Below are 21081 nucleotides of genomic sequence, written 5' to 3'. Positions count from 1 at the left end.
GGACGATTGCAGGTGTCATCACACTCCCGAGCGCCAAGGAGGCAGAATGGCCAAGGTCGACACATCGCTGGTTGCGCATTTGCCGCTGTTTGGAGGCGTCAAACCGGACGATCTCGACGAGATCCTGCGCGAGGCCCGCTCGGCGCGCTACCCCAAGAACACCGCCATTTTCGAACAGGGCGCGGACGCGCAATCCTTCTTCCTGCTGCTGCACGGCCATGTCCGCGCGGCCAAGACCACGCCGACCGGCGAGCAGATCGTGGTGCGCTATGTCGCGCCCGGCGAGACGTTCGGACTGGCGATGGCGATCGGCGCCGCACACTACCCGGCGACGGCGATGGCGGTGGACGACAGCGTGGTGCTGGTCTGGCCGACCTCGGCGTGGCCACGACTGATCGAGCGATTTCCGGCGCTTGCCGCCAACACACTCCAGACCGTCGGCACACGGCTGCAGGAGAGCCACACCCGCATCCTGGAAATGTCGACCCAGCAGGTCGAGCAGCGCGTCGCGCATGCGCTGCTGCGCCTCGCCAAGCAGTCCGGCAAGAAGCTCGACCACGGCATCGAAATCGACTTCCCGATCAGCCGCCAGGACATCGCGCAGATGACCGGCACCACGCTGCACACCGTCAGCCGCATCCTGAGCGGCTGGGAACAGCAGGGTCTCGTCGAGAGCGGCCGCCAGCGCATCATCCTGCGCGATCCGCACAAGATCGTCGTGCTGGCCGAACGCAACCAGGACAGCGGCGCAGCCTGAAGATAGGGGTGAGGGAGCTTCCGCTTACGGCGAAAGCTCGCCCTCACCCGGGAATCCGCGCGCGTCCCGTGCGAACTCCAGCCTGCCTCACGCCGGCACGCATTCGCACAGCGCGGCGAGAAATTTTTCGCGATCGATGCCATGTTCGCGGCAGGCGTCTTCCACGGTGTGGAAGGTCGCGATGGGACAACCGACACAGGCCATCCTGAAGGCGAGAAACACGCGGATCGTGTGCGGCGCCGTACGCATGATGTCATCGACCAGATCGTCGGATCCGAAGGACATGGGCAACTCCGTTCCGATCTGACGATAGCGAAGCGGGCGGCCATTTCTTTGTTGGAGCGCAAGCTACATCGTCATTCCGGGGCGCCCACCCGCACTCGGGTTTACCCGAGTTCGGAAACTTCAAGATCCAAATCGGCAATAGCCGACTTGGAGGGCGCGAGCCCGGAATGACGGAGAGAGCAAGTTCAAACCGCTCTGCTGTGCAACTGCTTGCCCGGATCGAGATGCGCATCGAACGCGGCGGCGACGCTGCGGACCAAGAAGCGCGAGTCGCTCGCGACCGCGAGCCGGTCGCCGTCGAGCCTGACGACGCCGTCCGAGATCAGCGGCTTCAGGCGCGAGGCCGATCGCAGCATCGCCCCGGCCTCCGCGCCATGACGCGCGCAGATGTCGCCGAGATCGGCGCTGAACTCGCACATGATGCGCTCGATGATGTCGGCGCGCAGACGGTCGTCGTCGGTGAGCCCATAGCCTTTCGCGGTGGCCAGATGGCCATTGGCGATGCTTTGCGCATAGGCGCCGATCTGCACCTGGTTCTGGACATAGCCCTGCGGCAGATGCCCGATCGCGCTGGCGCCGAAGCCGAGCAGGACCTCGCCCTGATCCGTGGTGTAACCTTGGAAATTGCGCCGCAGCGTGCCCTCCTTGAACGCCACGGCCATGGCGTCGTGGGGACGGGCGAAATGGTCGAGTCCGATCTGCACGTAACCGGCCTCCTTCAGCGCGTTGGCGATCGCGCAAGCCTGATCGTGCCGCGCCAGACCGTCAGGCAGAAAATTGTCATTGATCATGCGTTGGTGCTTCTTGAAATCAGGAACATGCGCATAGCCGAACACCGAGAAGCGGTCGGGCGCGAGTTCGAGCGAACGCCGCACGGTATCCAGGCACGAAGCGACGGTCTGGTGCGGCAGCCCGTAGATCAGGTCGAAGTTGATCCCGTTGATGCCGGCGCATCGGAGCATGTCGACGACGGAAGCGGTCTGCTCGAAACTCTGCACGCGGTTGATCGCGCGCTGCACGACGGGATCGAAACTCTGCACCCCGAGGCTCGCGCGGTTGACGCCGGAGAACCGCATGGCCTCGACCATCTCGGCGGTCAGGGTGCGCGGATCGATCTCGACCGCGATCTCGGCGGACGGCAGCACGAAGAACGCGTGGCGCATCGCCGCCATCAATTCGGCAAACGCGTCCGGCGCCATGATCGTCGGCGTACCGCCGCCGAAATGAATGTGCTCGACCTTGATGCGGCGGCCGATGGCTTCCGCGACCTGCGCGATCTCGCTGCGAAGCGTCCGCTGATAGGCGGCGATGAGCTCGTCGCGCCGAACGATCTGGGTGTGGCAGCCGCAGTACCAGCACATCTCGCGGCAGAACGGCACATGCAGATAGAGCGAGGCGCTGGCGCCCGAGGGAAGCTCGGACAGCCACCCGGCGTAGGCGTCGGCGCCAATCGCCGGTGAAAAGTGCGGCGCGGTCGGATAGCTCGTGTAGCGCGGCAATCTCTCTTCACCGTAGCTCGCTGCGAGATCAGTCCTCATGTCTTACCCATTCGTAAATGAACGTCGCGCAATAACGCGGCAGGTCCCGGATGACACTAAATTACCCATTCCCGGACGGACGACCTTGCGCTTGCTCAAAGTCTGAGCGCCGGATTGGAGCCATAGTGGCGTTTAATCAGTGCTCCTCTGGAGATAGGCCATGGCGTCGCTTGCGCTCGATCTCGTTCTCTGGCTCACCGGCGTGCGCGGCCATATCCCCCGCTTCGACGAATTTCGTCCCGTCCCCGCCGCGCCCGCGATCGGCGTCAGCTCCATCGTCCGCGTTCTGGCGATCACGGCTGCCGTCTTTGCCGCACTGTCACTCGCGGTCTGGGGGATGGTCTGGATTGCAATCCAGCTGCTCTAATCGACGCATCCATCCACTTCCAACTGAACTTGCGAACGATTTGCCGATGGCGTGGGCGACGTCGCGCGATGGGGCCGTCGTGTATTCGCATCGTCGATGCGACCTTCGGCAAACGTCTTAAGTATCTTACCGGAAGCGAATCCGGCAAAAGCTTGTCGCAGCGCAAACACTCCTGCCGGGATCGGCGCACACTGCATCTGTGATCAAAACCCTTTCAGATGAAGGACGCTTCCGATGTTCACCCGCAGAGCCGCATTAATCAGCGCCGCCGCGACCGCCCTGATGCTGGCGACACCCGCTTTCGCCGCCGACGATCTCAAGCTGCCGCGTCAGAAGGTCGAACTGGTCGCTCCGCCGTTCGTGCATGCGCACGAGCAGGCGACCAAGCAGGGCCCCAAGATCATGGAGTTCAAGCTCACGATCGAGGAGAAAAAGGTCGTCATCGACGAGAAGGGCACCACCTTCCAGGCCATGACCTTCAACGGCTCGATGCCGGGCCCGCTGATGGTCGTGCATGAGGGCGACTACGTCGAAACGACGCTGGTCAATCCCGCGACCAACACCATGCCGCACAACATCGACTTCCACGCCGCGACCGGCGCGCTTGGCGGCGGTGCGCTCACCCTGATCAATCCCGGCGAGCAGGTCGTACTGCGCTGGAAGGCAACGCGGACCGGTGTGTTCGTCTATCACTGTGCGCCGGGCGGCCCGATGATCCCCTGGCACGTCGTCTCCGGCATGAACGGCGCCGTGATGGTGCTGCCGCGCGACGGACTCAACGACGGCAAGGGCCACGCGCTGAAATACGACAAGGTCTACTATATCGGCGAGCAGGACATGTACGTGCCGCGCGACGAGAAGGGTAATTTCAAGTCCTACGACTCGCCGGGCGAGGCCTTCACCGAGACCGAAGAGGTGATGAAGAAGCTGATCCCCTCCCACGTCGTGTTCAACGGCAAGGTCGGCGCGCTCACCGGCAAGAACGCACTGACCGCCAATGTCGGCGAGAACGTGCTGATCGTGCACTCGCAGGCCAATCGCGACAGCCGTCCGCATCTGATCGGCGGCCATGGCGACTATGTCTGGGAGACCGGAAAATTCTCCAACGCGCCTGAGACCGGGCTCGAGACCTGGTTCATCCGCGGCGGCTCGGCCGGAGCTGCGCTGTACAAGTTCCTGCAGCCGGGCATCTACGCCTATGTCACGCACAACCTGATCGAGGCTGCCGACCTCGGCGCCACCGCGCACTTCAAGGTCGAAGGCAAGTGGAACGACGATCTGATGATGCAAGTGAAGGCGCCTGCGGAGATACCGGCCTCGACCAACTAGACTCGACAAGGGGCCGGTCATCTCGCCGGCCCCTTCTTTCTTCGGGGGACGATCATGCTGATCGCATTCAAGCTGAAACTGGCGTTGGCTTGCGCCGCCGGACTCGCGGGGCCGATCGCCGTCGCACCGCTGGTCACGGACATCGCCGTGCACGGCACGGCGACCGAGCCTGCCATCGTCAGAGTGGCGCCGGGCAACCTGTCCTATCGCGAGGCCGGCGATTTCACGCGCGCCGGGCAGCAGGCGGAAGTGCCGCTGCGCGCGATGCGGTTCACGAAACCCCTTCACATCATGCGCGAGCAAGTCTCCTCCGCCGATTACCAGCTTTGTGTGCAGGACGGCGCCTGCCGCGCGCTCGATCGCGGCGTCGCGATCGCGCTCGATCGGCCCGTTGTGCAGGTCAGCTGGCACGATGCCGAAGCCTATGCGGGCTGGCTGTCGCGCAAGACCGGCCATCACTACCGCCTGCCCAGCGACGCGGAATGGGCCTTTGCTGCGGGCTCGAGGTTCAAGGACGACGGCGCGCCGGTGGACGCGGACGATCCCTCGAAGCGTTGGCTCAGCCGCTATGAGCGTGAATCCGAGCTCGACCTCTCCGACACCACGGCCTATCCGTTCGGCAAGTTCGGCCCCAACGAGCACGGCATCGAAGATCTCGCCGGCAATGTCTGGGAATGGACCTCGACCTGCTTCGTGCGCTCGCGGATCGACGAAGCCGGCAATGCCGGCCGCCCGACCGTGAATTGCGGCGTGCGTGTCGCCGAGGGCGCACACCGCGCTTATGTCACCGACTTCATCCGCGACGCCCGCGCCGGCGGCTGCGCGCAGGGCGTACCGCCCGCCAATCTCGGCTTCCGCCTGGTGCGGGAAGAACCATCATGGGTCGCGAGCGTATCGGCGCGGTTGAGCAAGGTGTGGGCGGCGAGGTCGTGACGAGGTTCAGTCGGCTGACGGCGGTCCGTTCCGCTTCGCATCGAGCATGGCTTCCAGCAGAGCCACGGCCCTGACCCGGCGACTCCCGGCAAGACGTTCCTCGCCGACCTTGCGTTCGTGCTCCCCGGCGATGAAGGCGTGGATGTCCGCTGTCCGGCGAATGCCGTCCCGGCTCCCCCATGTGCCGTCTTCGACCTCGGTTGGAAACACCCAGACGCGCGGCGCCACTTCGTCGAAGCTGCCGCCTTCCGCACGAACAACGGCGTCTGTGACATCTTTCACCAGCGCCTTGCGCGACGCATCTGTGTACTGGCCTTCGGGAACAGAGGGCACGATCCGGTAGCGCGGCTTCCACGACCGCGCGCCCGCCACAAAGACGGCCGCGGGCCGGTGCAAGAAAACCACCGTGACGCCTTGCGCCACTTGGCTCGCCGGATCGAACCCCTCGTGTCCGATCAGGATGTCGCCGAGTTCCTTCACCAGCCGGGCTTCCGCCTCGGGCTTCAAGGCCCCTTCGGGAATGGTCAGATCGATCATGGGCATGGTTGAGCCTCCTTCCGTTCGCCGCGCGACATCCATGAGCGGCGACGCGCATGAACGGTTCTAGATCTCGATGCCCAACGGGCGGCAGTGGCAGTTTCGCCATTTTCAAGGGCATTTCGGACACCGTTCAGGCTGCGATGGCCCTACGTTGCCGATGGTGGCGTGAAAACCGGCGCTGGTACTCACGCGGCGATAGACCGGTTTCGCGCTTGAACAGGCGGCGGAACGTCGAAAGATCGCCGTAGCCGACGCGCCGGCTGACGGCGTCCATCGTCAGATCTTTCGTTTCCAGAAGCCGCTTGGCAACATCGATCCGCAGGCTCTGCAGATAGTGCAGCGGCGCCTTGCCCGTGGTCTGTTTGAAACGCCGGTTGAGCGTGCGCTCGCTGACGGCCAACTGGCGCGCGAGTTCGCCAAGATTGAAGCCGCGCTGGAGCGACTTTTCCATCCAGCGCTGGGCGCGCAAGACCAGCGGATCGGAGTGCGGCTCGTTTTGAATGCTCGCATAGGAGGATTGCGCCACCCGGTTGCCGTCGATCAGCATCAGCTTGCCGGTTTCCGCGGCGACCTCCGCGCCAACGAGCTTCTGGACGATCCGCAGAGCCAGATTGAGGGCGCTCGTCACAGCGCCGCTACAGATGATGTTCTCCTGCTCGGTGATGATGTCGTTGATCCGGAGGTCGACACCGGGATAGCGCCGCTCGAACGTCTTGCCTCTCGCCCAATGCGTCGTGGCCACGGAGCCGTCGAGCAGACCCGCCTCGGCCAGCAGGAAACTTCCGGTGCAATACGACGCTAGCAGCACGCCGCGCTGATGCTGCCGACGCAAGGCGGCAATCAGCGGCGTCACCAGGTCCTTTCGTTCCAGGAAGCGCTCGACGTCGGGGACAAACGGGCCCGGCACGATGACGGCATCGGACGACGCACGCGCGCTGATCGGCCCATCCACATTGATGAGCTGGCCGGAGGCCGTATGAATGCCCCCGCCGTCGAGCGATTCAATGCGCCATTGCAACGGCGGCGACTTTCGCGGCTTCTGTCGGCCGGCGGCGATCCAGTTTGCCGCCGTGAAGACGTCGGCCATGCCGGCGACGCTGGAGGCGAGAATCCCATCATAGACCCAGATTCTGATCAGCGGCATGGCGATGTCCGATTTTGCGCTCGACGAGGCAATACTGCCACCGGGGTCCTTGCGTCGGCAAGCCGCCTGCGCCCCGCCGCCCGGGCGCGACACGTCGCGCGAATGCGAAGGCGCGTCCGATCGGACTAAATCGGCCGCGCGAACATGCGAAAGCCGGGCGCGCCAATGATCGTCTCGAAGGCGGGATCGCGCTTCTCTTCCGCAGAGACAAAACCGGCCTTGGCATAGGCGCGCTCGGCGGGCCCGTTGCCGATCAGGAACGATATCGTCGCCCGCTTGAATCCGGCCGCCCGCCCCTGATCAAGCGCGTGCGCGAGCAGTGCCTGCACGAGAGGCGGGATCGGTCGCGACATGCTCGATCGTCCAGTCGCCCTCGCCGCCCTGAGCCCAGCAGGCGCGCGTGTAGGTGCCGCGTCGGCGGATGGCGTCGAGCTCCGGCGCAGCGAGTCCGATCGCGGCTGCGACCTCCTCGATTGCGCACCAGGCCGCGGGACCGGTGCCGGCCGCAGGCACGGCGCAGAGCGCCGCGCCTGACTCACCTTCGATCTCTGCGATCCAGAACTGCGAGACGTGCCACATCGACACCGCGCGTGCGACAGCGATGCGCGCAATGAAATCGAGGCATTCCGCTTCAGGCCAGCCGAGCGGGACGTCGAACCAGCCGCGCGGCCCGTAACCGCGCATCGATCGCAGTATGGTTTTGGCAATGAAACCGGCGTCTTCGGGACGCGCAGACCGTATCGTCATGCGCGCCCCCGTTGCGAAGACCTTACGTGTTCTTCAGCGCGACGCGGAATTCGGCTTCGGTCTTGGCCTTGACCTCGTCGAGCGAGACGCCGTCGGCGAGTTCGATCAGAGCCATGCCGCCGTCGCCGTGCTTGTCGATGGTGAAGACGGCGAGATCCGTGACGACCATGTCGACCACCCGCTCGCCGGTCAGCGGCAGGTTGCACTGCTTGAGCAGCTTGGAGCCGTCCTTGGCCGAATGCTCCATCACCACGACGACGCGCTTGACGCCGGCGACGAGGTCCATCGCGCCGCCCATGCCCTTGACCATCTTGCCGGGGATCATCCAGTTGGCGAGATCGCCGTTCTGGGCGACCTGCATGGCGCCGAGGATCGACAGGTCCATGTGACCGCCGCGGATCATGCCGAAGGAATCCGCGCTCGAGAAATACGAGGTCGAGGGCAGCTCGCTCACGGTCTGCTTGCCGGCATTGATGAGGTCGGCGTCTTCTTCCCCTTCATAGGGGAACGGGCCCATGCCGAGCATGCCGTTCTCGCTCTGCAGGCTGACATCCACCCCGTCGGGGATGTAGTTCGAGACCAGCGTCGGGATGCCGATGCCGAGATTGACGTAGTAGCCGTCACGCAGTTCCTTCGCGGCGCGCGCAGCCATCTGTTCACGGGTCCAGGCCATCAGATTTCAACTCCTGTTCCGGCTGCGGGCGCGCGATCCTGACGCGGGCGGGTGTTGCGGAATTCGATGCGCTTCTTGGCCGTACCGACCTCGATGATGCGCTTCACGAAGATGCCGGGCGTGTGGATGTGGTCGGGATTGAGTTCACCGGCCGGAACCAGATGCTCGACCTCGGCCACCGTGACCTTGGCGGCGGTCGCCATCATCGGGTTAAAGTTGCGCGCGGTCTTGCGGTAGATGAGGTTGCCGGCGGTGTCGCCCTTCCAGGCGTGTACGATGGCGAGGTCGGCGAACAGGCCGCGCTCCATCAGATATTTCTCGCCGTCGAACTCTTTCACTTCCTTACCTTCGGCGATCAGCGTGCCGACGCCGGTCTTGGTGTAGAAGGCGGGAATGCCGGCGCCGCCGGCGCGGATGCGCTCGGCCAGCGTGCCCTGCGGATTGAATTCGAGCTCCAGCTCGCCGGCGAGGAATTGCTGCGCGAACAGCTTGTTCTCGCCGACATAGGACGAGATCATCTTCTTGATCTGGCGGGTTTCCAGCAGGCGGCTGAGCCCGATGCCGTCGACACCGGCATTGTTGGAGACCACGGTCAGCCCCTTGACGCCCGACTCGCGGATCGCGTCCGACAGTTCCTCGGCGATGCCGCAGAGGCCGAAGCCTCCCGACATGATCATCATGTTGTCCTTGAGAACGCCCTCAAGAGCCGACTTGGCGTCGGGATAGACCTTGTTCATGCAAAAAACCTCGACTGAACCTTCGGGCGTCGCGCCTTATTGGCGGCGATTATTAGGCGAAATCCTCCAAAGCCGTCAATGATACGGGTTCTCCGGTCCGCGAGCCGGTGCTAGAAGCTGCCCATGCCGTGGGCAGAACCGTCCGTGGCCTTGAAAGCGACAAGAAAACCCATCAAGTTGCGGGGGTTGGGCGTGGGCACACAGTTTTCCCGGCCCGCCCTTCTGGCTCCAACAACCAACCCGATCAGGACATGCCATTGACCATGGCCCAAGGAATGAAGCGCCTCGGGACGCCGATCGCGGCGCTGCTCGGCGTCGCGCTGATCGCCCTGATCGCGACCTCCTGGCTCATCAACCGCGACGCATTGCGCAAGGCGGTGGAAGCACAGATCCGCGAGGTCACCGGGCTCGAGCTCAATGTTGCCGGCGCGATCGACATCTCGGTGCTGCCGGCGAGCTACATTTCTTTTCATGACGTCGGCCTGAAAGGCGGCGGCACCGGCGACCCCGCGCTCCATGTCGACGTGCTCACCGCAAACCTGCGGCTGCTGCCGCTGCTGCTGCAACGGTTCGAGATCGCCGACCTCACGCTGCTGCGGCCGCGCATCCATGTCAGCCTGAAGCCGGACGGCGAGAGCAACTGGACGCCGTTCATCCAGACCATCGCGCGCACCATGAAGCCCGGCGCCGACAACCAGGTGTCGTTCTCCGAGATCAGGATCCAGGACGGCGTGCTCAACTACGAGGACGCCGCCACCCACGCCACCGAGAAGTTCGATGACATCGACCTGTCGCTGGCCTGGCCCTCGATCTCGCGCTCCTTCGCCGCGACCGGACAGTTCGACTGGCGCGGCGAGCGCGTCGACGGCTCGATCAGCTTCTCCGATTTCGTCGCCGCCCTCTCCGGCGACCGCTCCGGCCTGAAGGCGCGGATCGCCAGCGCCCCGCTCAAGCTCGCCTTCGACGGCAGCGTCGCCAACCGCACCAGCCCGATGATGGAAGGCACGGTCACGATCGACAGCCCGTCCTTGCGCAACGCGCTGCGCTGGACCGGCCAGCCGCAGCCCGGCAGCGGCGGCTTCGGCCGCTTCGCGCTGAAGGCACGCGCCAATGTCGTAGGCCCCTCGATCGCGCTCACCAACGTCAATGTCGAGCTCGACGGCAACACGGCAGAAGGCGTGATGACCTACGCCAATAATGGCCGGCAGACGCTGCAGGCGACGCTTGCCGCCGACGCGCTCGATTTCACGCCCTACATCTCCACCTTCCGCCTGCTCGCCAGCGGCGCGCGAGACTGGAACAGGCAGCTGTTCGATCTCAACGGATTGTCGACCACCGACCTCGACATGCGCCTGTCGGCAGCCAAGCTGACGGTCGGGCCCACGAAACTCGGCCGCACCGCGATCGGCGCCAATTTGCGCAACGGCACGCTGGCGCTCTCGGTCGGCGAAGCCCAGGTCTATGGCGGCATCGCCAAGGGCTCGTTCGGCATCGCGCGCTCCGACACCGTCGCCGACGTCAAGGCGCAATTCCAGTTCATCGACGTCGATCTGCAGGCCTGCGCTTCCGAACTGTTCGGCCTCAGCAAGCTGTCCGGTCGCGGCAACATCAACGTCTCGCTTCTCGCCTCCGGCTCGAGCCCGTTCGGCCTCGTGCAGTCGCTCGATGGCACCGCCACCGTGACCGGACATGACGGCGCGATATCGGGCTTCAATGCCGAGCAACTCCTGAAGCGGCTGGAGCGGCGGCCGCTGTCGGGCGGCGGCAACTTCCGCAACGGCTCCACCCCTTACGACAGCCTCACCATCGCGGTGAAATTCTCCGACGGGGTCGCGACCGCCGAGGACATCCGCATCGAAGGGCCGGCTGCGAAGATCACGCTGACCGGCACCGCCTCCGTGCCGACGCGCGAATACGACATGAAGGGCGTGGCAAGCCTCAATACCACATCCGGCTTCCAATTGCCCTTCATGGTGCAGGGTCCTTGGGACGATCCCCTGATCTTCCCCGACCCCGAAGCCCTGATCCGCCAGTCGCCCGCGGCCACGCCCTTCCTCGACCTTCTGAAGCAGCGCATCACCGGCGGCGGAAAGCGCCCCGCGCAGGATGGATCGCCGACGGCGGACAACGCCAAAGAGAACGCGAAGTCCAACTGAGGACGGCGATCGTCCGGCGCTGCCCGATCAGCTGCGAATTGATTCGGGCGAATTGATGCGGCGATTGGATCGATGCGCACATTAAGCATCTCCCGGGACCCGGCACCCCACGACCCAGGTCCGACAAGATGCGTTGATTGCGCTACCATCCTGCGCTAGTGTTTTTCCCGACCGGTCAAAACACCGGCGGCTTGAGGGAGAAAATCGTGAAATCCAAGGTTATTGGCGCAGTATCACTGGCGGTCGCTGCGGCCGGGCTGTTCGCAGCCGCTGCACCCGCATTTGCGCAGCAGAAGACGATTACGGTCTGGTGGGGCAAGGGCTTCTACCGCTCCGAAGACGACGCACTGCTCGAGACGATCAAGAAGTTCGAAGCCAAGACCGGCATCAAGGTCGAATTGTCGCAGTACGCGATCCAGGACATGATTCCGAAGACGGTCGCCGCGCTCGATGCCGGCACCGTGCCCGATGTGGCCTATTCCGATTCCTATGACGTGCAGGCGCAGGGCAAGTGGGCCTATGAGGGCAAGCTTGAGGACCTCTCGGATGTCATGGAGCCGATCAAGGGCCGGTTCGTGCAGAACACGCTCGACGCCTCGATCCTCTATAATGACGTCACAAAGAAGAAGGCCTATTACGGCTTCCCGCTGAAGCAGCAGAGCATGCACGTCCAGATCTGGAACGACATGCTGGAGAAGGCCGGCTTCAAGCTCGCCGACATCCCAACCGACTGGGCGGGCTACTGGACGTTCTGGTGCGACAAGGTCCAGCCGGGGATCCGTAAGGCCACCGGCCAGCGCATCTATGCTGTCGGGCAGCCGATGGGCGTGGAATCCACCGACGCGTTCCAGTCGTTCTATACCTTCATGGACGCCTACCACGTCAAGCTCGTCGACGACGACGGCAAGCTGCTGGTCGACGATCCCAAGGTGCGCGACGGCCTGATTCACGCGCTGAAGGATTACACCGACACCTACATCAAGGGCTGCACGCCGCCCTCCTCCACGACCTGGAAGGATCCGGACAACAACGTCGCCTTCCACAACAAGACGATCGTGATGACCCACAACTTCACGATCTCGATCGCGGCGAAGTGGTACGAGGACTCGCAGAACCAGGCACTCACGCCCGAGCAGCGCGAGGCCGGCAAGAAGGCCTATGAGCAGGACATCGTCACGGCGTCCTTCCCGAAGGCGCCGGATGGCTCGACCATCCGTTATCGCTCCGACGTCAAGACCGGGCTGGTCTTCACCGCGGCCAAGAACAAGGCCGAGGCCAAGCAGTTCATCAGCTTCCTGCTTCAGGAAGAAAACGTTCGTCCCTACATCGAGGGCGCGCTCGGCCGCTGGTTCCCGGTGACGAAGGAAAGCCAGGCCAGCCCGTTCTGGCAGGCCGACAAGCACCGCAAGGCGGTCTACGCCCAGTTCACCGGCGGCACCGCGGCGTTCGACTTCACCAAGAACTGGAAGTTCACGATCCTCAACAACGAGAACGTCTGGGCCAAGGCGATGAACCGGGTCGTCAGCGAGAAGGTCCCGGTCGACAAGGCCGTCGACGAGCTGATCGCCCGCATCAAGCAGGTTGCAGGTTAAGTTCTGTCTCTCCCTCTCCTCGCTAGCGCGAGGAGAGGCGAAACGCTAACACCGGCCGCCTCGTGCGGCCGGCAATTCTTTCAAAGAGTCCTGAAGAATGGCGATCACACTCTCTGGCGATCAGGCAATTCCCGCTCCGCCCCTGGCGCCGCGGCTGACCCCGACGCAGGTCTGGGGCATTATTCTGCTCGCGCCCTATCTGCTCGTCTTCCTCGCCTTCGTGGTCTATCCCGTCTGCTACGGGCTGTGGTTGGCGCGGGCTCCGTCGAACTATGTCGCGCTGTATCACGACCCGATCTTCGCGCGCGCCGCGGTCAACACGCTGATCTTCCTGGTCATCGGCATCAATATCAAGATGCTGATCGCGCTGTTCCTGTCCGGCTTCTTCGCGCAGCAGCGTCCCTGGATCAAATGGCTTTCGGTGATCTTCATCCTGCCCTGGGCCGTGCCGTCGATCCCGACCATCCTGTCGGTGCGCTTCATGTTCAATCCCGAATGGGGCGTGGTGAACCACCTCATCTTCAACTTGACCGGTGAAGATGGCCCGAACTGGCTCAACGACCCGACCGTGGCACTCACCATGGCGATCGGCGTGCACATCTGGAAGTCGCTGCCGTTCTGGACGCTGATCCTGATGACCGGCCGGCTTGCGATTGCGCAAGATCTATTCGAGGCGGCCGAGGTCGATGGCGCGAGCTGGTGGCAGAAATTCCGCTTCATTACCTGGCCGTCGATGCAGACGCTTTACATTACTTGCACGCTGCTCTCGATGATCTGGACGCTCGGCGATTTCAACAGCGTCTATCTGCTCACCGGCGGCGGACCGGCCGATCTGACGCATGTGCTGTCGACGCTCGGCATCCGCTATCTCCGGCTCGACCAGCTCTCGCTTGCGATGGCCTCCATCGTCTGCGCGATACCGTTCGTCCTGCCGCTGATGTACTTCATGATGAAACGGTTGTCGCGATGAAGCTTCCCTCTCTCCGTGACGTCGCGACCGAAGCGCGGCTGCTCCTGATCGGCATTCCCGTCTTCCTTTGGACGATGATACCGATCTATCACATGTTCCTGTTCGCGATCTCGCCGAAGGAAGACGCGTTCTCGGGCAAGCTGTGGCCGGATCATCCGACGCTGCACAACTTCGAGATCGTGTTCAAGCAGCAGCATTACTTCCTGCGCGACTTCTATGCGCAGTTCTGGAATTCGCTGGTGATCGCCGTGGCCGTCGGCGTGCTGACATTGGTCATCGCCACGGCCGCGGCATTCTCGATCTCGCGGCTGAAGGTGCCGGGCGGACGCGTGGTGATGAACCTTGCGCTCTTCACCTATTTCATTCCCGCGGCGTTCCTCGCCGTGCCGATGTACCGCACCATGGGCAATTACGGCCTGCTCAACAATCACTGGTCGCTGATCCTGGCCATGGTGACGATCGCCAGCCCCTACGCGATCTGGGTGCTCAAGCAGGCCTCCGACAAACTGCCGGTCGAGCTGGACGAAGCCGCGGTGATGGACGGCGCCACGACGTTGCAGATCTTCCGCCTGGTCTATCTGCCGCTGATGATGCCCTCGCTGGTCGCGATCGGCACCTATGCGGTGCTGCTGGCCTGGAACGAATATCTCTACGCGTTCCTGCTGCTGTCGAACGACCGCGAGATTACCCTCCCCGTCGCGCTCGGCAACTTCCTCGCCGCCGACGATTCGCCGTGGGAGCTGTTGATGACCACCGGCTTCATCTACGCGCTACCGCCGGCCGCGATCTACTACGCCTTCCGCCGCTACATGGTGGGCGGGCTCACGGCGGGTGCGGTGAAGTCGTAATCTCGATCTCTCGCGTTCCGCCCGATTCATCGCTACTCTCCGAGGCTACAGCGGCGCCGCGCTCTCGCCCTGCTCGCTCGACAGTTTCGAAGCGAGCGAGGCGATGACGATCACCACCGCGATCAGGGCAATCACCAGCGTGCAGATCGCGTTGATCTCGGGCTTCACGCCCAGCCGCACCTCCGAATAGATCCGGATCGGCAGCGTCGCCGAGCCGGGGCCAGTAGTGAAGCTCGCGATCACGAGATCGTCCAGCGACAGCGTGAAGGCCAGCATCCAGCCGGCGACGATGCTAGGTGCGATCAGTGGCAGCGTCACCGACACGAACGCGCGGACCGGATTGCAGCCGAGGTCCATCGCGGCTTCTTCCAGCGAACGGTCGAGCGAGCCGAGGCGCGACTGCACGACCACGGCGACGAAGCACATCGTCAGCGTGGTGTGGGCGATCGTCACCGTCCAGAAGCCGCGCTCGGCGTTGAGCGCCACGAACAGCAGCAGCAGCGACAGACCGGTAATCACCTCCGGCATCACCAGCGGCGCGTAGAGCATGCCGGAGAACAGCGTGCGGCCGCGAAACCGCTCGCCGCGCGACAGCGCCACTGCGGCGAGCGTGCCGAGCAGCGTAGCGATGGTCGCGGAGGACGTCGCGACCTTCAGGCTCATCCAGGCCGCCTCGATCATGGCGCGATCGTTGAAGAATTCGTGATACCAGCGCAACGACCAGCCGCCCCACACCGTCACCAGCCGCGAGGCGTTGAACGAATAGATGACGAGGATCAGGATCGGCAGATAGAGGAATGCCAGCCCGAGCGTGAGCGAGGCGATGTTGAAGCGGGACAGGCGAGAGGACTTTCGCATCGGGCTCACCGTCCCTGTTCCAGTTGCCGCTTCTGCAGCCGCTCGTACAGCAGCAGCGGCACCAGCAGCACCGCCAGCAGCACGATCGCCGCGGCGGAGGCGACCGGCCAGTCCTTGTTGGTGAAGAATTCGAGCCACAGGGTCTGGCCGATCATCAACGAATTGGAGCCGGCCAGGAGATCCGGGATCACGAACTCGCCGACGATGGGTATGAAGCACAGCAGCACGCCGGCACCGACGCCGGGCAGCGACAGCGGAAAGATAACGAGCCAGAACACCTGCCAGGGCGGCGCACCGAGATCGCTCGCCGCCTCCTCCAGCGCCGGCTCCATCTTCGCGAGCGTGGCGTAGAGCGGCAGGATCATGAAAGGCAGATAGGAATAGACGATGCCGATATACATCGCGCTGTCGGTGGAGAGCCACACCACCGGCTGGCTGACCAGATGCAGAGCCAGAAGGATCTGGTTGAGCAGGCCGTCATGCTGGAGGATGTTGATCCATGCGTAGATGCGGATCAGGAACGAGGTCCAGAACGGCACGATCACCAGCACCATCGCCACCGCCTGCCAGCGCGTCGGCAGCCGCGCCATGCCGTAGGCGATGGGATAGCCGATCAGCAGCAGCAGCGCGGTCGCCGTGACGGCGACGGTGAGGCTGCGCACATAGGCGAACACGTAGATGTCGTCGGAGGCGAGCAGCCTGAAATTGTCGAGCGACAGCGCGGAAAACGCCGCGCTCAGCGCTGCCCATCCCGCCGTCAGGTCGAACACAGGCTCGTAAGGCGGCTGCGCGATCGCCGTCTGCGACAGGCTGATCTTCAGCACGAAGCCGAACGGCACCAGGAAGAACAGCACCATCCAGACATAGGGCGCGATCGCGGCAAAGCGCGCCGGCCGCGCGAAGATGCGGCGGGAGCTCATGACGTCAGCACCATGCAGTCGTCGGGCGCGAACCAGGCGACCACATGCTGGTTCAGGCTGTAGGCATCGACATCGAGGCGCGCGCTGTTGGCGACGGACGCCTGCACCATCCCGCCGGTATCGAGTTTCACCTTGTAGGTGGTGGTGCCGCCGAGATAGCAGATGTCGGCGATCACGCCGTCGAGCCGGTTGATCGCCGTCTCGTGACCGGCCTCGCTCACCGGGCCCCGGCGGGACAGCTTGACCTTTTCGGGGCGGATCGCGACCGACAATTTCCCACTGCCGACCGGTTCGCGCGGCTCGGCCACCACCAGCGAACCCGCATCACGCGTGCCGATAACCAGACGATGGCCGTCGCGCAATTTGGATTCGCCGTCGAACAGATTGATGTCGCCGACGAACTCCGCGATCCAGCGCGAGCGCGGCGCTTCGTAGAGCTCGCGGGGGCTGGCGACCTGGGCCAGCTTGCCTGATTTCATCACGCCGATCCGGCTCGCCATCGTCATGGCCTCCTCCTGGTCGTGGGTGACGATGATGAAGGTCATGCCGAGCCGGCGCTGCAGCTCCATCAGCTCGCCTTGCGTGCTCTCGCGCAGCTTCTTGTCGAGCGCGGCGAGCGGCTCGTCGAGCAACAGCAGTTGCGGCCGGCGTGCCAGTGCCCGCGCCAGCGCCACGCGCTGACGCTGGCCGCCGGAAAGCTGGTCGGGCTTGCGCTTCTCCAATCCCTCGAGCTTCACCAGCGTGACCATCTCGGCCACGCGCGTGGCGATGTCGGCACGCGCCATGCCGGCGCGTTTCAGGCCGAAGGCGATGTTGTCGCGCACCGACAGATGTGGGAACAGCGCATAGTTCTGGAACATCATGTTGATCGGGCGCTCGTGCGGCAGCGCCTGCGCGATGTCCTTGCCACCGAGCAGAATGCGCCCTTGGTCCGGCGCCTCGAAGCCGGCGAGCATGCGCAGCAGCGTGGTCTTGCCGCAGCCGCTGGGCCCGAGCAGCGCAAAGAACTCGCCGGCCTTGACGTCGAGCGAGACGCCGTCCACTGCGCGGAAGGTGCCAAAGGTCTTGGCGACGCCCTCGATGCGCAGCAGCGGCTGGCCGGCAGCCGGATGCGCGTCTCTGCCGGCTGCACCAACCGCGCTGCCTGTTGTGAGCAACTCTTCAGCCATATTCCTGCCAACCCCGATTCCGCCGCACGCTAGCGGCCGATCGACCTTTGCTCAACCGGTTCAGGACTTTTCGTTTCACATCACACTCGCCATGAACGCCGCCAGCGCATCCCGGTCCGCCGCGGCATGGTCAGGCCGAGCTTGGAGCGGCGCCACAGGATGTCCTCGGGGAAGCGCGCCCATTCGCACGCCATCAGATAGCGCACTTCGGCGCCGGTCAGCTCGGGCCCGAAGGCGGGGCCCAGCTCTTCGCGCGTCTTCGCCTCGCCGAGCACCGCCGATAGCCGCGAGCCGTAGGCCGCGACCAGACGTCCGGCCTGCGTCTCCTCAAGAAAGCGCCAGCGGTCGCAGGCGAGGTCGACTTCAGGGTCGAAACGGTCCCAGGCGAAATCGCCGCCGGGCAGCGCGGCACCGGCGGTCCAGCGCGGCGACATCGGATAGAACGGAGTCAGCCGCGTCACTGCCCGTTCCGCGCGCAGGCGCGACGTCGCGACGTCGCCGCCGAACATCGTGATTAGCGGCGCCTTGCGCCGGCGCGCGTGGAACAGCGTGGTGCCGTCGCGCCGCCGTGCGGACGCCAGCGTCAGATTGACGCCGGAGACCGCGCGGATCACGTCGGTCGGCGCGACACGCTCGCGGAAATAGCAGCTGGCGGGGTCGCAGAGATAACTGACATCGGTCCCCGGCATCGCCACCATCGCGGGATCGCCGGTGAGGTCCGCCACCGATGATCGCGAGGTCGTAATCCGCCATGAAGCCGTCGAATGGGAGCGAAGCGCTCCATCATTAGCCGGTCTTGAGCGCAAGCTCCATCGTCTCGGCGCGACCGACGAGGCCGGCATATTTCCCGATCGGCAGCGGCTTGCCGAGCAGATAGCCCTGCACGCCGTCGCAGCCCTCCCGGGCGAGGAAGGCAAGCTGGTCGACCGTCTCGACACCCTCCGCGACGATCGACATGTCGAGGCCGTGGCCGAGATCGATCACGGCGCGCACGATCGCGGCCGATTGCGGGTTGCGGCCGAGATTGATGATGAAGGCGCGGTCGATCTTGATCTTGTCGAACGGGAACGCCTGGAGGTAGCTCAGCGAGGAATAGCCGCTGCCGAAATCGTCCATGGAGATACGCACGCCGAGCGCCTTCAGCCGGCGCAGCAGTGCGAGGCCCCGATCGAAATCCTCGATCAGCACGCCCTCGGTGATCTCGAGCTCGAGCCGGCCGGGCGAAAGCTCGGTCTCGAGCAGGATCGAATGCACCAGCCCGACCACGTCTCCGTGCATGAACTGAGCCGGCGACAGATTGACCGCGACCTGAAGCGGCTTCGGCCAGGACGCCGCCTCGCGGCAGGCTTGGCGCAGGATCCACTCGCCCATCTCGACGATCAGGCCGCTCTCCTCGGCGATCGGGATGAAGTCGGCCGGTGAGACCTGGCCACGCACCGGATGCTGCCAGCGCGCCAGCGCCTCGAAGCCGATGATGTCGCTCTCGGCGACACTGTGGCGCGCGATGCCCTGCGGCTGGAAGGCCAGCGAGAGCTCGCCGTTCTTGATCGCGTTCGACAGGTCCTGATGCAGCACGCGGCGGTCGCGGATCTGCTGGTCCATCTCCGGCTGGTAGAGGCTGATCGTGCCGCGCGACTTCTGCTTGGCGCGGAACAGTGCCGCACCGGCATTGGCGAGCAGCGAGGCGCCGTCGGCGCCATTGTGCGGGAAGATCGACATGCCGGTGGTAACGCCGGCGCGAACCGCCCGGCCGTCGATCTGGAATTCCTGGGTGACGGCCTCGCCGACATGCCGCGCCAGCGCGAGGCCCGCTTCGGGCTGCTTGCCGTCGATGATGAGCCCGAACTCGTCGCCGGACAGGCGCGCCACCAGGCCGCCGCGCGCGACGTCCTGGAGACGCTGGGCGACCTCGATCAGCAGCTTGTCGCCGAGCGCATGGCCGAACACGTCGTTGACCTCCTTGAGGCCGTCGAGGTCGATCGAGAGGACCGCGAATTCCTCGCCGGTGCCCTCGCAAGCCTCGATCATCTGGTTCAACGCCTGCAGGAAGGCCGCGCGGTTCGGCAGGTCGGTGAGGCCGTCGTGATAGGCCATGTGCGCCATGCGCGACTCGGTCTGCCGGCGGTCGGTGACGTCCTCATGGGTCTTGATCAGATATTGCGGCTCGCCGGCATCGTCGAGCACGGTGGCGCGGCGAGTGAGGAACAGGCGCAGCCCGGCCTTGGTCGAGATCGGGTGCTCCTCGGAGATCATCCCGCGCTTCTTGATCGCGGCTTCGTCGCGCGCGATGATCAGCTTGGCTTCCTTGGCATTGAAGATATCGGAGGCGGTCAGGCCGGTCGCCTCCTCGCGCCTGCGGTTGAGGATCGTCTCCGCGCTGCGGTTGGCGAGCAGATAGCGGCCGTCCTTGACCTGCTCCACGATCAGCGCCACCGGGATGTTGTCGACCACGAGTTCCAGGAACTTCTTCGTGCTCTCCAGCTCCTGCGACAGCGAGCGGCGGTCGGTGATGTCCTCGAACACCAGCAGCAGGAATTCGGGCTTGTTGCTCTCGTTACGGACCACGATCCGGATCGAGGCCACCATACGCCGGGTCGCGCCGCGCTCCACCTCGAATTCGTTGCGATATTGCCCGTCGGACGCCAGGAGCGCGGCCTGGTCGGTCGCCTCGATGCTCGCCGCCGATTTGGGCCCGAACAGCTCGCGCGCGTTCTTGCCGACGACCTGGTCTCGCGAAAAGCCCCAGAACCGCTCGTAGGCGCTGTTGGCGAAGATGTAACGGCCGTCCTCGATGCTCTTGGCGGCCACGCAGGCCGGCACGTTGTCGAGCACCGTTTCCAGGAACTGCTTGGTGGAGGCGAGCTGCCGCGACAGAATGCGCTGCTCGCTGACGTCAAGATGCGTGGCCACCGAGCCGCCGTTCGGCAGCACGAAATATTTCACCAGGATGGACCGCCCGTCCGGCAGTTCGGTGATCAGGCCGTTGGGACTCGCCGCCTTCTCGTAGAAATCGTCATTGGAGACGCCGAGAACGCCGCGCTTGCGCCGCAACTCGAGGATGTCGTAGCCGTTCATGCCGGTCCAGAGGTCCGAGCGCGACAGGCCGTAGATCTCGAGATAACGGTCGTTGCAGAAGATGATGCGCCGCTGCGCATCCGTCATCACCACGCCCTGGTTGAGACTGTTCATGGCCGAGGAGATGAACGCGTTGCGGCGCAGTTGCGACCGCTTGGTCCGGCGCAGCGAGGAATGGATCCACAGCGCGATTGCAACGAGGAACGCGCAGACGACGATGCCGCCGATCAGGGCTTCCCAGATCACGTTCGGATCGAGCTTGTCGAAATAGCTGGGCGCGGCCAAACTGTCCGACAGCGCAAAGGCACGCGCAGGCGCGACCGCGCCGACCAGGCACACGACGGCCTGCACAGCAATCAGTAGCGTGCCGCCCACGTGCCAGTTCTTCTCAGCCATCAGCCACCCGCGATTTCAACGTCGGATTGTCTGGCCTCGCCGGTTTG

At 64.6% G+C, this 21081-nt stretch carries 20 protein-coding genes and 1 pseudogene; 8 read left to right on the top strand and 13 right to left on the bottom strand.

Annotated elements, in window-relative coordinates; genetic code table 11:
• The first annotated feature begins 46 nt into the window (after nt 1-46).
• A complete protein-coding gene (locus tag WHZ77_RS05380) occupies nt 47-757 on the top strand; it encodes a Crp/Fnr family transcriptional regulator (protein ID WP_375312718.1) in 711 nt (236 codons plus the stop codon).
• Nucleotides 758-844: 87 nt separating this feature from the next.
• Here WHZ77_RS05380 and WHZ77_RS05375 read toward each other — a convergent pair whose 3' ends face one another.
• Nucleotides 845-1042: a DUF1858 domain-containing protein gene (locus WHZ77_RS05375; RefSeq protein WP_375312717.1), complete on the bottom strand. Its 198-nt coding sequence runs from the start codon at nt 1040-1042 to the stop codon at nt 845-847.
• Nucleotides 1043-1227: 185 nt separating this feature from the next.
• On the bottom strand, nt 1228-2580 hold the full coding sequence (gene hemN, locus WHZ77_RS05370) for an oxygen-independent coproporphyrinogen III oxidase (RefSeq protein WP_375312716.1): 1353 nt from the start codon (nt 2578-2580) through the stop codon (nt 1228-1230).
• Between the two features lie 160 nt (nt 2581-2740).
• Here hemN and WHZ77_RS05365 point away from each other — a divergent pair, with 160 nt between their 5' ends.
• From WHZ77_RS05365 to WHZ77_RS05355, 3 genes are all read left to right on the top strand, one after another.
• On the top strand, nt 2741-2947 hold the full coding sequence (locus tag WHZ77_RS05365) for a hypothetical protein (RefSeq protein WP_375312715.1): 207 nt from the start codon (nt 2741-2743) through the stop codon (nt 2945-2947).
• 234 nt (nt 2948-3181) lie between these two features.
• Nucleotides 3182-4276, top strand: coding sequence for a copper-containing nitrite reductase (gene nirK / locus WHZ77_RS05360; RefSeq protein WP_375312714.1), 1095 nt, complete (start codon nt 3182-3184; stop codon nt 4274-4276).
• 54 nt (nt 4277-4330) lie between these two features.
• Nucleotides 4331-5209 carry an SUMF1/EgtB/PvdO family nonheme iron enzyme gene (locus tag WHZ77_RS05355; RefSeq protein ID WP_375312713.1) on the top strand — a complete coding sequence of 293 codons (879 nt, stop codon included), beginning with the start codon at nt 4331-4333 and terminating at the stop codon, nt 5207-5209.
• A 6-nt stretch (nt 5210-5215) separates the two neighbouring features.
• Here WHZ77_RS05355 and WHZ77_RS05350 read toward each other — a convergent pair whose 3' ends face one another.
• The 6 genes from WHZ77_RS05350 to WHZ77_RS05325 form a co-directional block, all read right to left on the bottom strand.
• A complete protein-coding gene (locus WHZ77_RS05350; RefSeq protein WP_375312712.1) occupies nt 5216-5752 on the bottom strand; it encodes a 4-oxalocrotonate tautomerase family protein in 537 nt (178 codons plus the stop codon).
• A 127-nt stretch (nt 5753-5879) separates the two neighbouring features.
• Entirely contained in the window at nt 5880-6836 is a 957-nt protein-coding gene (locus WHZ77_RS05345) for a GlxA family transcriptional regulator (RefSeq protein WP_375312711.1), read from the bottom strand.
• Between the two features lie 182 nt (nt 6837-7018).
• Nucleotides 7019-7246, bottom strand: a complete 228-nt coding sequence (locus WHZ77_RS05340; RefSeq protein ID WP_375312710.1) for a hypothetical protein — start codon at nt 7244-7246, stop codon at nt 7019-7021.
• A complete protein-coding gene (locus WHZ77_RS05335) occupies nt 7194-7640 on the bottom strand; it encodes a hypothetical protein (protein WP_375312709.1) in 447 nt (148 codons plus the stop codon). The genes WHZ77_RS05340 and WHZ77_RS05335 overlap by 53 nt, the downstream gene beginning before the upstream one ends.
• A gap of 22 nt (nt 7641-7662) precedes the next feature.
• Nucleotides 7663-8313 carry a CoA transferase subunit B gene (locus tag WHZ77_RS05330; protein WP_094976913.1) on the bottom strand — a complete coding sequence of 217 codons (651 nt, stop codon included), beginning with the start codon at nt 8311-8313 and terminating at the stop codon, nt 7663-7665.
• Nucleotides 8313-9050, bottom strand: a complete 738-nt coding sequence (locus tag WHZ77_RS05325) for a CoA transferase subunit A (protein WP_014439847.1) — start codon at nt 9048-9050, stop codon at nt 8313-8315. Before WHZ77_RS05325 ends, WHZ77_RS05330 begins: the two co-directional genes overlap by 1 nt.
• 263 nt (nt 9051-9313) lie before the next feature.
• Here WHZ77_RS05325 and WHZ77_RS05320 point away from each other — a divergent pair, with 263 nt between their 5' ends.
• The 4 genes from WHZ77_RS05320 (at nt 9314) to WHZ77_RS05305 (ending at nt 14616) form a co-directional block, all read left to right on the top strand.
• Nucleotides 9314-11206: an AsmA family protein gene (locus WHZ77_RS05320; RefSeq protein ID WP_375314662.1), complete on the top strand. Its 1893-nt coding sequence runs from the start codon at nt 9314-9316 to the stop codon at nt 11204-11206.
• Nucleotides 11207-11412: 206 nt separating this feature from the next.
• Nucleotides 11413-12798 (top strand): ABC transporter substrate-binding protein, encoded by a 1386-nt coding sequence (locus WHZ77_RS05315; RefSeq protein WP_375312708.1) that lies wholly within the window; start codon nt 11413-11415, stop codon nt 12796-12798.
• Between the two features lie 97 nt (nt 12799-12895).
• Complete coding sequence (locus WHZ77_RS05310) at nt 12896-13768, top strand: carbohydrate ABC transporter permease (RefSeq protein ID WP_014439844.1); 873 nt, start codon at nt 12896-12898, stop codon at nt 13766-13768.
• Nucleotides 13765-14616, top strand: a complete 852-nt coding sequence (locus WHZ77_RS05305; protein WP_375312707.1) for a carbohydrate ABC transporter permease — start codon at nt 13765-13767, stop codon at nt 14614-14616. The genes WHZ77_RS05310 and WHZ77_RS05305 overlap by 4 nt, the downstream gene beginning before the upstream one ends.
• A 45-nt stretch (nt 14617-14661) precedes the next feature.
• On the opposite strand, the gene WHZ77_RS05300 is transcribed toward WHZ77_RS05305, so the two are convergent.
• From WHZ77_RS05300 to WHZ77_RS05280, 5 genes and pseudogenes are all read right to left on the bottom strand, one after another.
• Complete coding sequence (locus WHZ77_RS05300) at nt 14662-15474, bottom strand: ABC transporter permease (protein WP_375312706.1); 813 nt, start codon at nt 15472-15474, stop codon at nt 14662-14664.
• Nucleotides 15475-15479: 5 nt separating this feature from the next.
• Nucleotides 15480-16394, bottom strand: coding sequence for an ABC transporter permease (locus tag WHZ77_RS05295; RefSeq protein ID WP_375312705.1), 915 nt, complete (start codon nt 16392-16394; stop codon nt 15480-15482).
• Nucleotides 16391-17563 carry an ABC transporter ATP-binding protein gene (locus WHZ77_RS05290; protein WP_375312704.1) on the bottom strand — a complete coding sequence of 391 codons (1173 nt, stop codon included), beginning with the start codon at nt 17561-17563 and terminating at the stop codon, nt 16391-16393. The genes WHZ77_RS05295 and WHZ77_RS05290 overlap by 4 nt, the downstream gene beginning before the upstream one ends.
• A gap of 29 nt (nt 17564-17592) precedes the next feature.
• Nucleotides 17593-18282, bottom strand: a pseudogene (locus WHZ77_RS05285) (glycerol-3-phosphate dehydrogenase C-terminal domain-containing protein); the annotation flags it as partial.
• 67 nt (nt 18283-18349) lie between these two features.
• Nucleotides 18350-21034 (bottom strand): EAL domain-containing protein, encoded by a 2685-nt coding sequence (locus WHZ77_RS05280; RefSeq protein ID WP_375312703.1) that lies wholly within the window; start codon nt 21032-21034, stop codon nt 18350-18352.
• Nucleotides 21035-21081 lie beyond the last annotated feature (47 nt).

The sequence above is a fragment of the Bradyrhizobium sp. A5 genome (assembly GCF_042076515.1).
GTDB classification, from domain to species: Bacteria; Pseudomonadota; Alphaproteobacteria; order Rhizobiales; family Xanthobacteraceae; genus Bradyrhizobium; species Bradyrhizobium cosmicum.
The sequence above is the reverse complement of the archived record's forward strand: the minus strand, read 5'-3'. Positions and strand labels throughout refer to the sequence as shown.

Coding starts and splice junctions, on each gene's coding strand:
- WHZ77_RS05380 (WP_375312718.1), top strand. CDS start 47: ATGGCCAAGGTCGACACATCGCTGGTTGCGCATTTGCCGCTGTTTGGA.
- WHZ77_RS05375 (WP_375312717.1), bottom strand. CDS start 1,042: ATGTCCTTCGGATCCGACGATCTGGTCGATGACATCATGCGTACGGCG.
- hemN (WP_375312716.1), bottom strand. CDS start 2,580: ATGAGGACTGATCTCGCAGCGAGCTACGGTGAAGAGAGATTGCCGCGC.
- WHZ77_RS05365 (WP_375312715.1), top strand. CDS start 2,741: ATGGCGTCGCTTGCGCTCGATCTCGTTCTCTGGCTCACCGGCGTGCGC.
- nirK (WP_375312714.1), top strand. CDS start 3,182: ATGTTCACCCGCAGAGCCGCATTAATCAGCGCCGCCGCGACCGCCCTG.
- WHZ77_RS05355 (WP_375312713.1), top strand. CDS start 4,331: ATGCTGATCGCATTCAAGCTGAAACTGGCGTTGGCTTGCGCCGCCGGA.
- WHZ77_RS05350 (WP_375312712.1), bottom strand. CDS start 5,752: ATGCCCATGATCGATCTGACCATTCCCGAAGGGGCCTTGAAGCCCGAG.
- WHZ77_RS05345 (WP_375312711.1), bottom strand. CDS start 6,836: ATGGCCGACGTCTTCACGGCGGCAAACTGGATCGCCGCCGGCCGACAG.
- WHZ77_RS05340 (WP_375312710.1), bottom strand. CDS start 7,246: ATGTCGCGACCGATCCCGCCTCTCGTGCAGGCACTGCTCGCGCACGCG.
- WHZ77_RS05335 (WP_375312709.1), bottom strand. CDS start 7,640: ATGACGATACGGTCTGCGCGTCCCGAAGACGCCGGTTTCATTGCCAAA.
- WHZ77_RS05330 (WP_094976913.1), bottom strand. CDS start 8,313: ATGGCCTGGACCCGTGAACAGATGGCTGCGCGCGCCGCGAAGGAACTG.
- WHZ77_RS05325 (WP_014439847.1), bottom strand. CDS start 9,050: ATGAACAAGGTCTATCCCGACGCCAAGTCGGCTCTTGAGGGCGTTCTC.
- WHZ77_RS05320 (WP_375314662.1), top strand. CDS start 9,314: ATGGCCCAAGGAATGAAGCGCCTCGGGACGCCGATCGCGGCGCTGCTC.
- WHZ77_RS05310 (WP_014439844.1), top strand. CDS start 12,896: ATGGCGATCACACTCTCTGGCGATCAGGCAATTCCCGCTCCGCCCCTG.
- WHZ77_RS05305 (WP_375312707.1), top strand. CDS start 13,765: ATGAAGCTTCCCTCTCTCCGTGACGTCGCGACCGAAGCGCGGCTGCTC.
- WHZ77_RS05300 (WP_375312706.1), bottom strand. CDS start 15,474: ATGCGAAAGTCCTCTCGCCTGTCCCGCTTCAACATCGCCTCGCTCACG.
- WHZ77_RS05295 (WP_375312705.1), bottom strand. CDS start 16,394: ATGAGCTCCCGCCGCATCTTCGCGCGGCCGGCGCGCTTTGCCGCGATC.
- WHZ77_RS05290 (WP_375312704.1), bottom strand. CDS start 17,563: ATGGCTGAAGAGTTGCTCACAACAGGCAGCGCGGTTGGTGCAGCCGGC.
- WHZ77_RS05280 (WP_375312703.1), bottom strand. CDS start 21,034: ATGGCTGAGAAGAACTGGCACGTGGGCGGCACGCTACTGATTGCTGTG.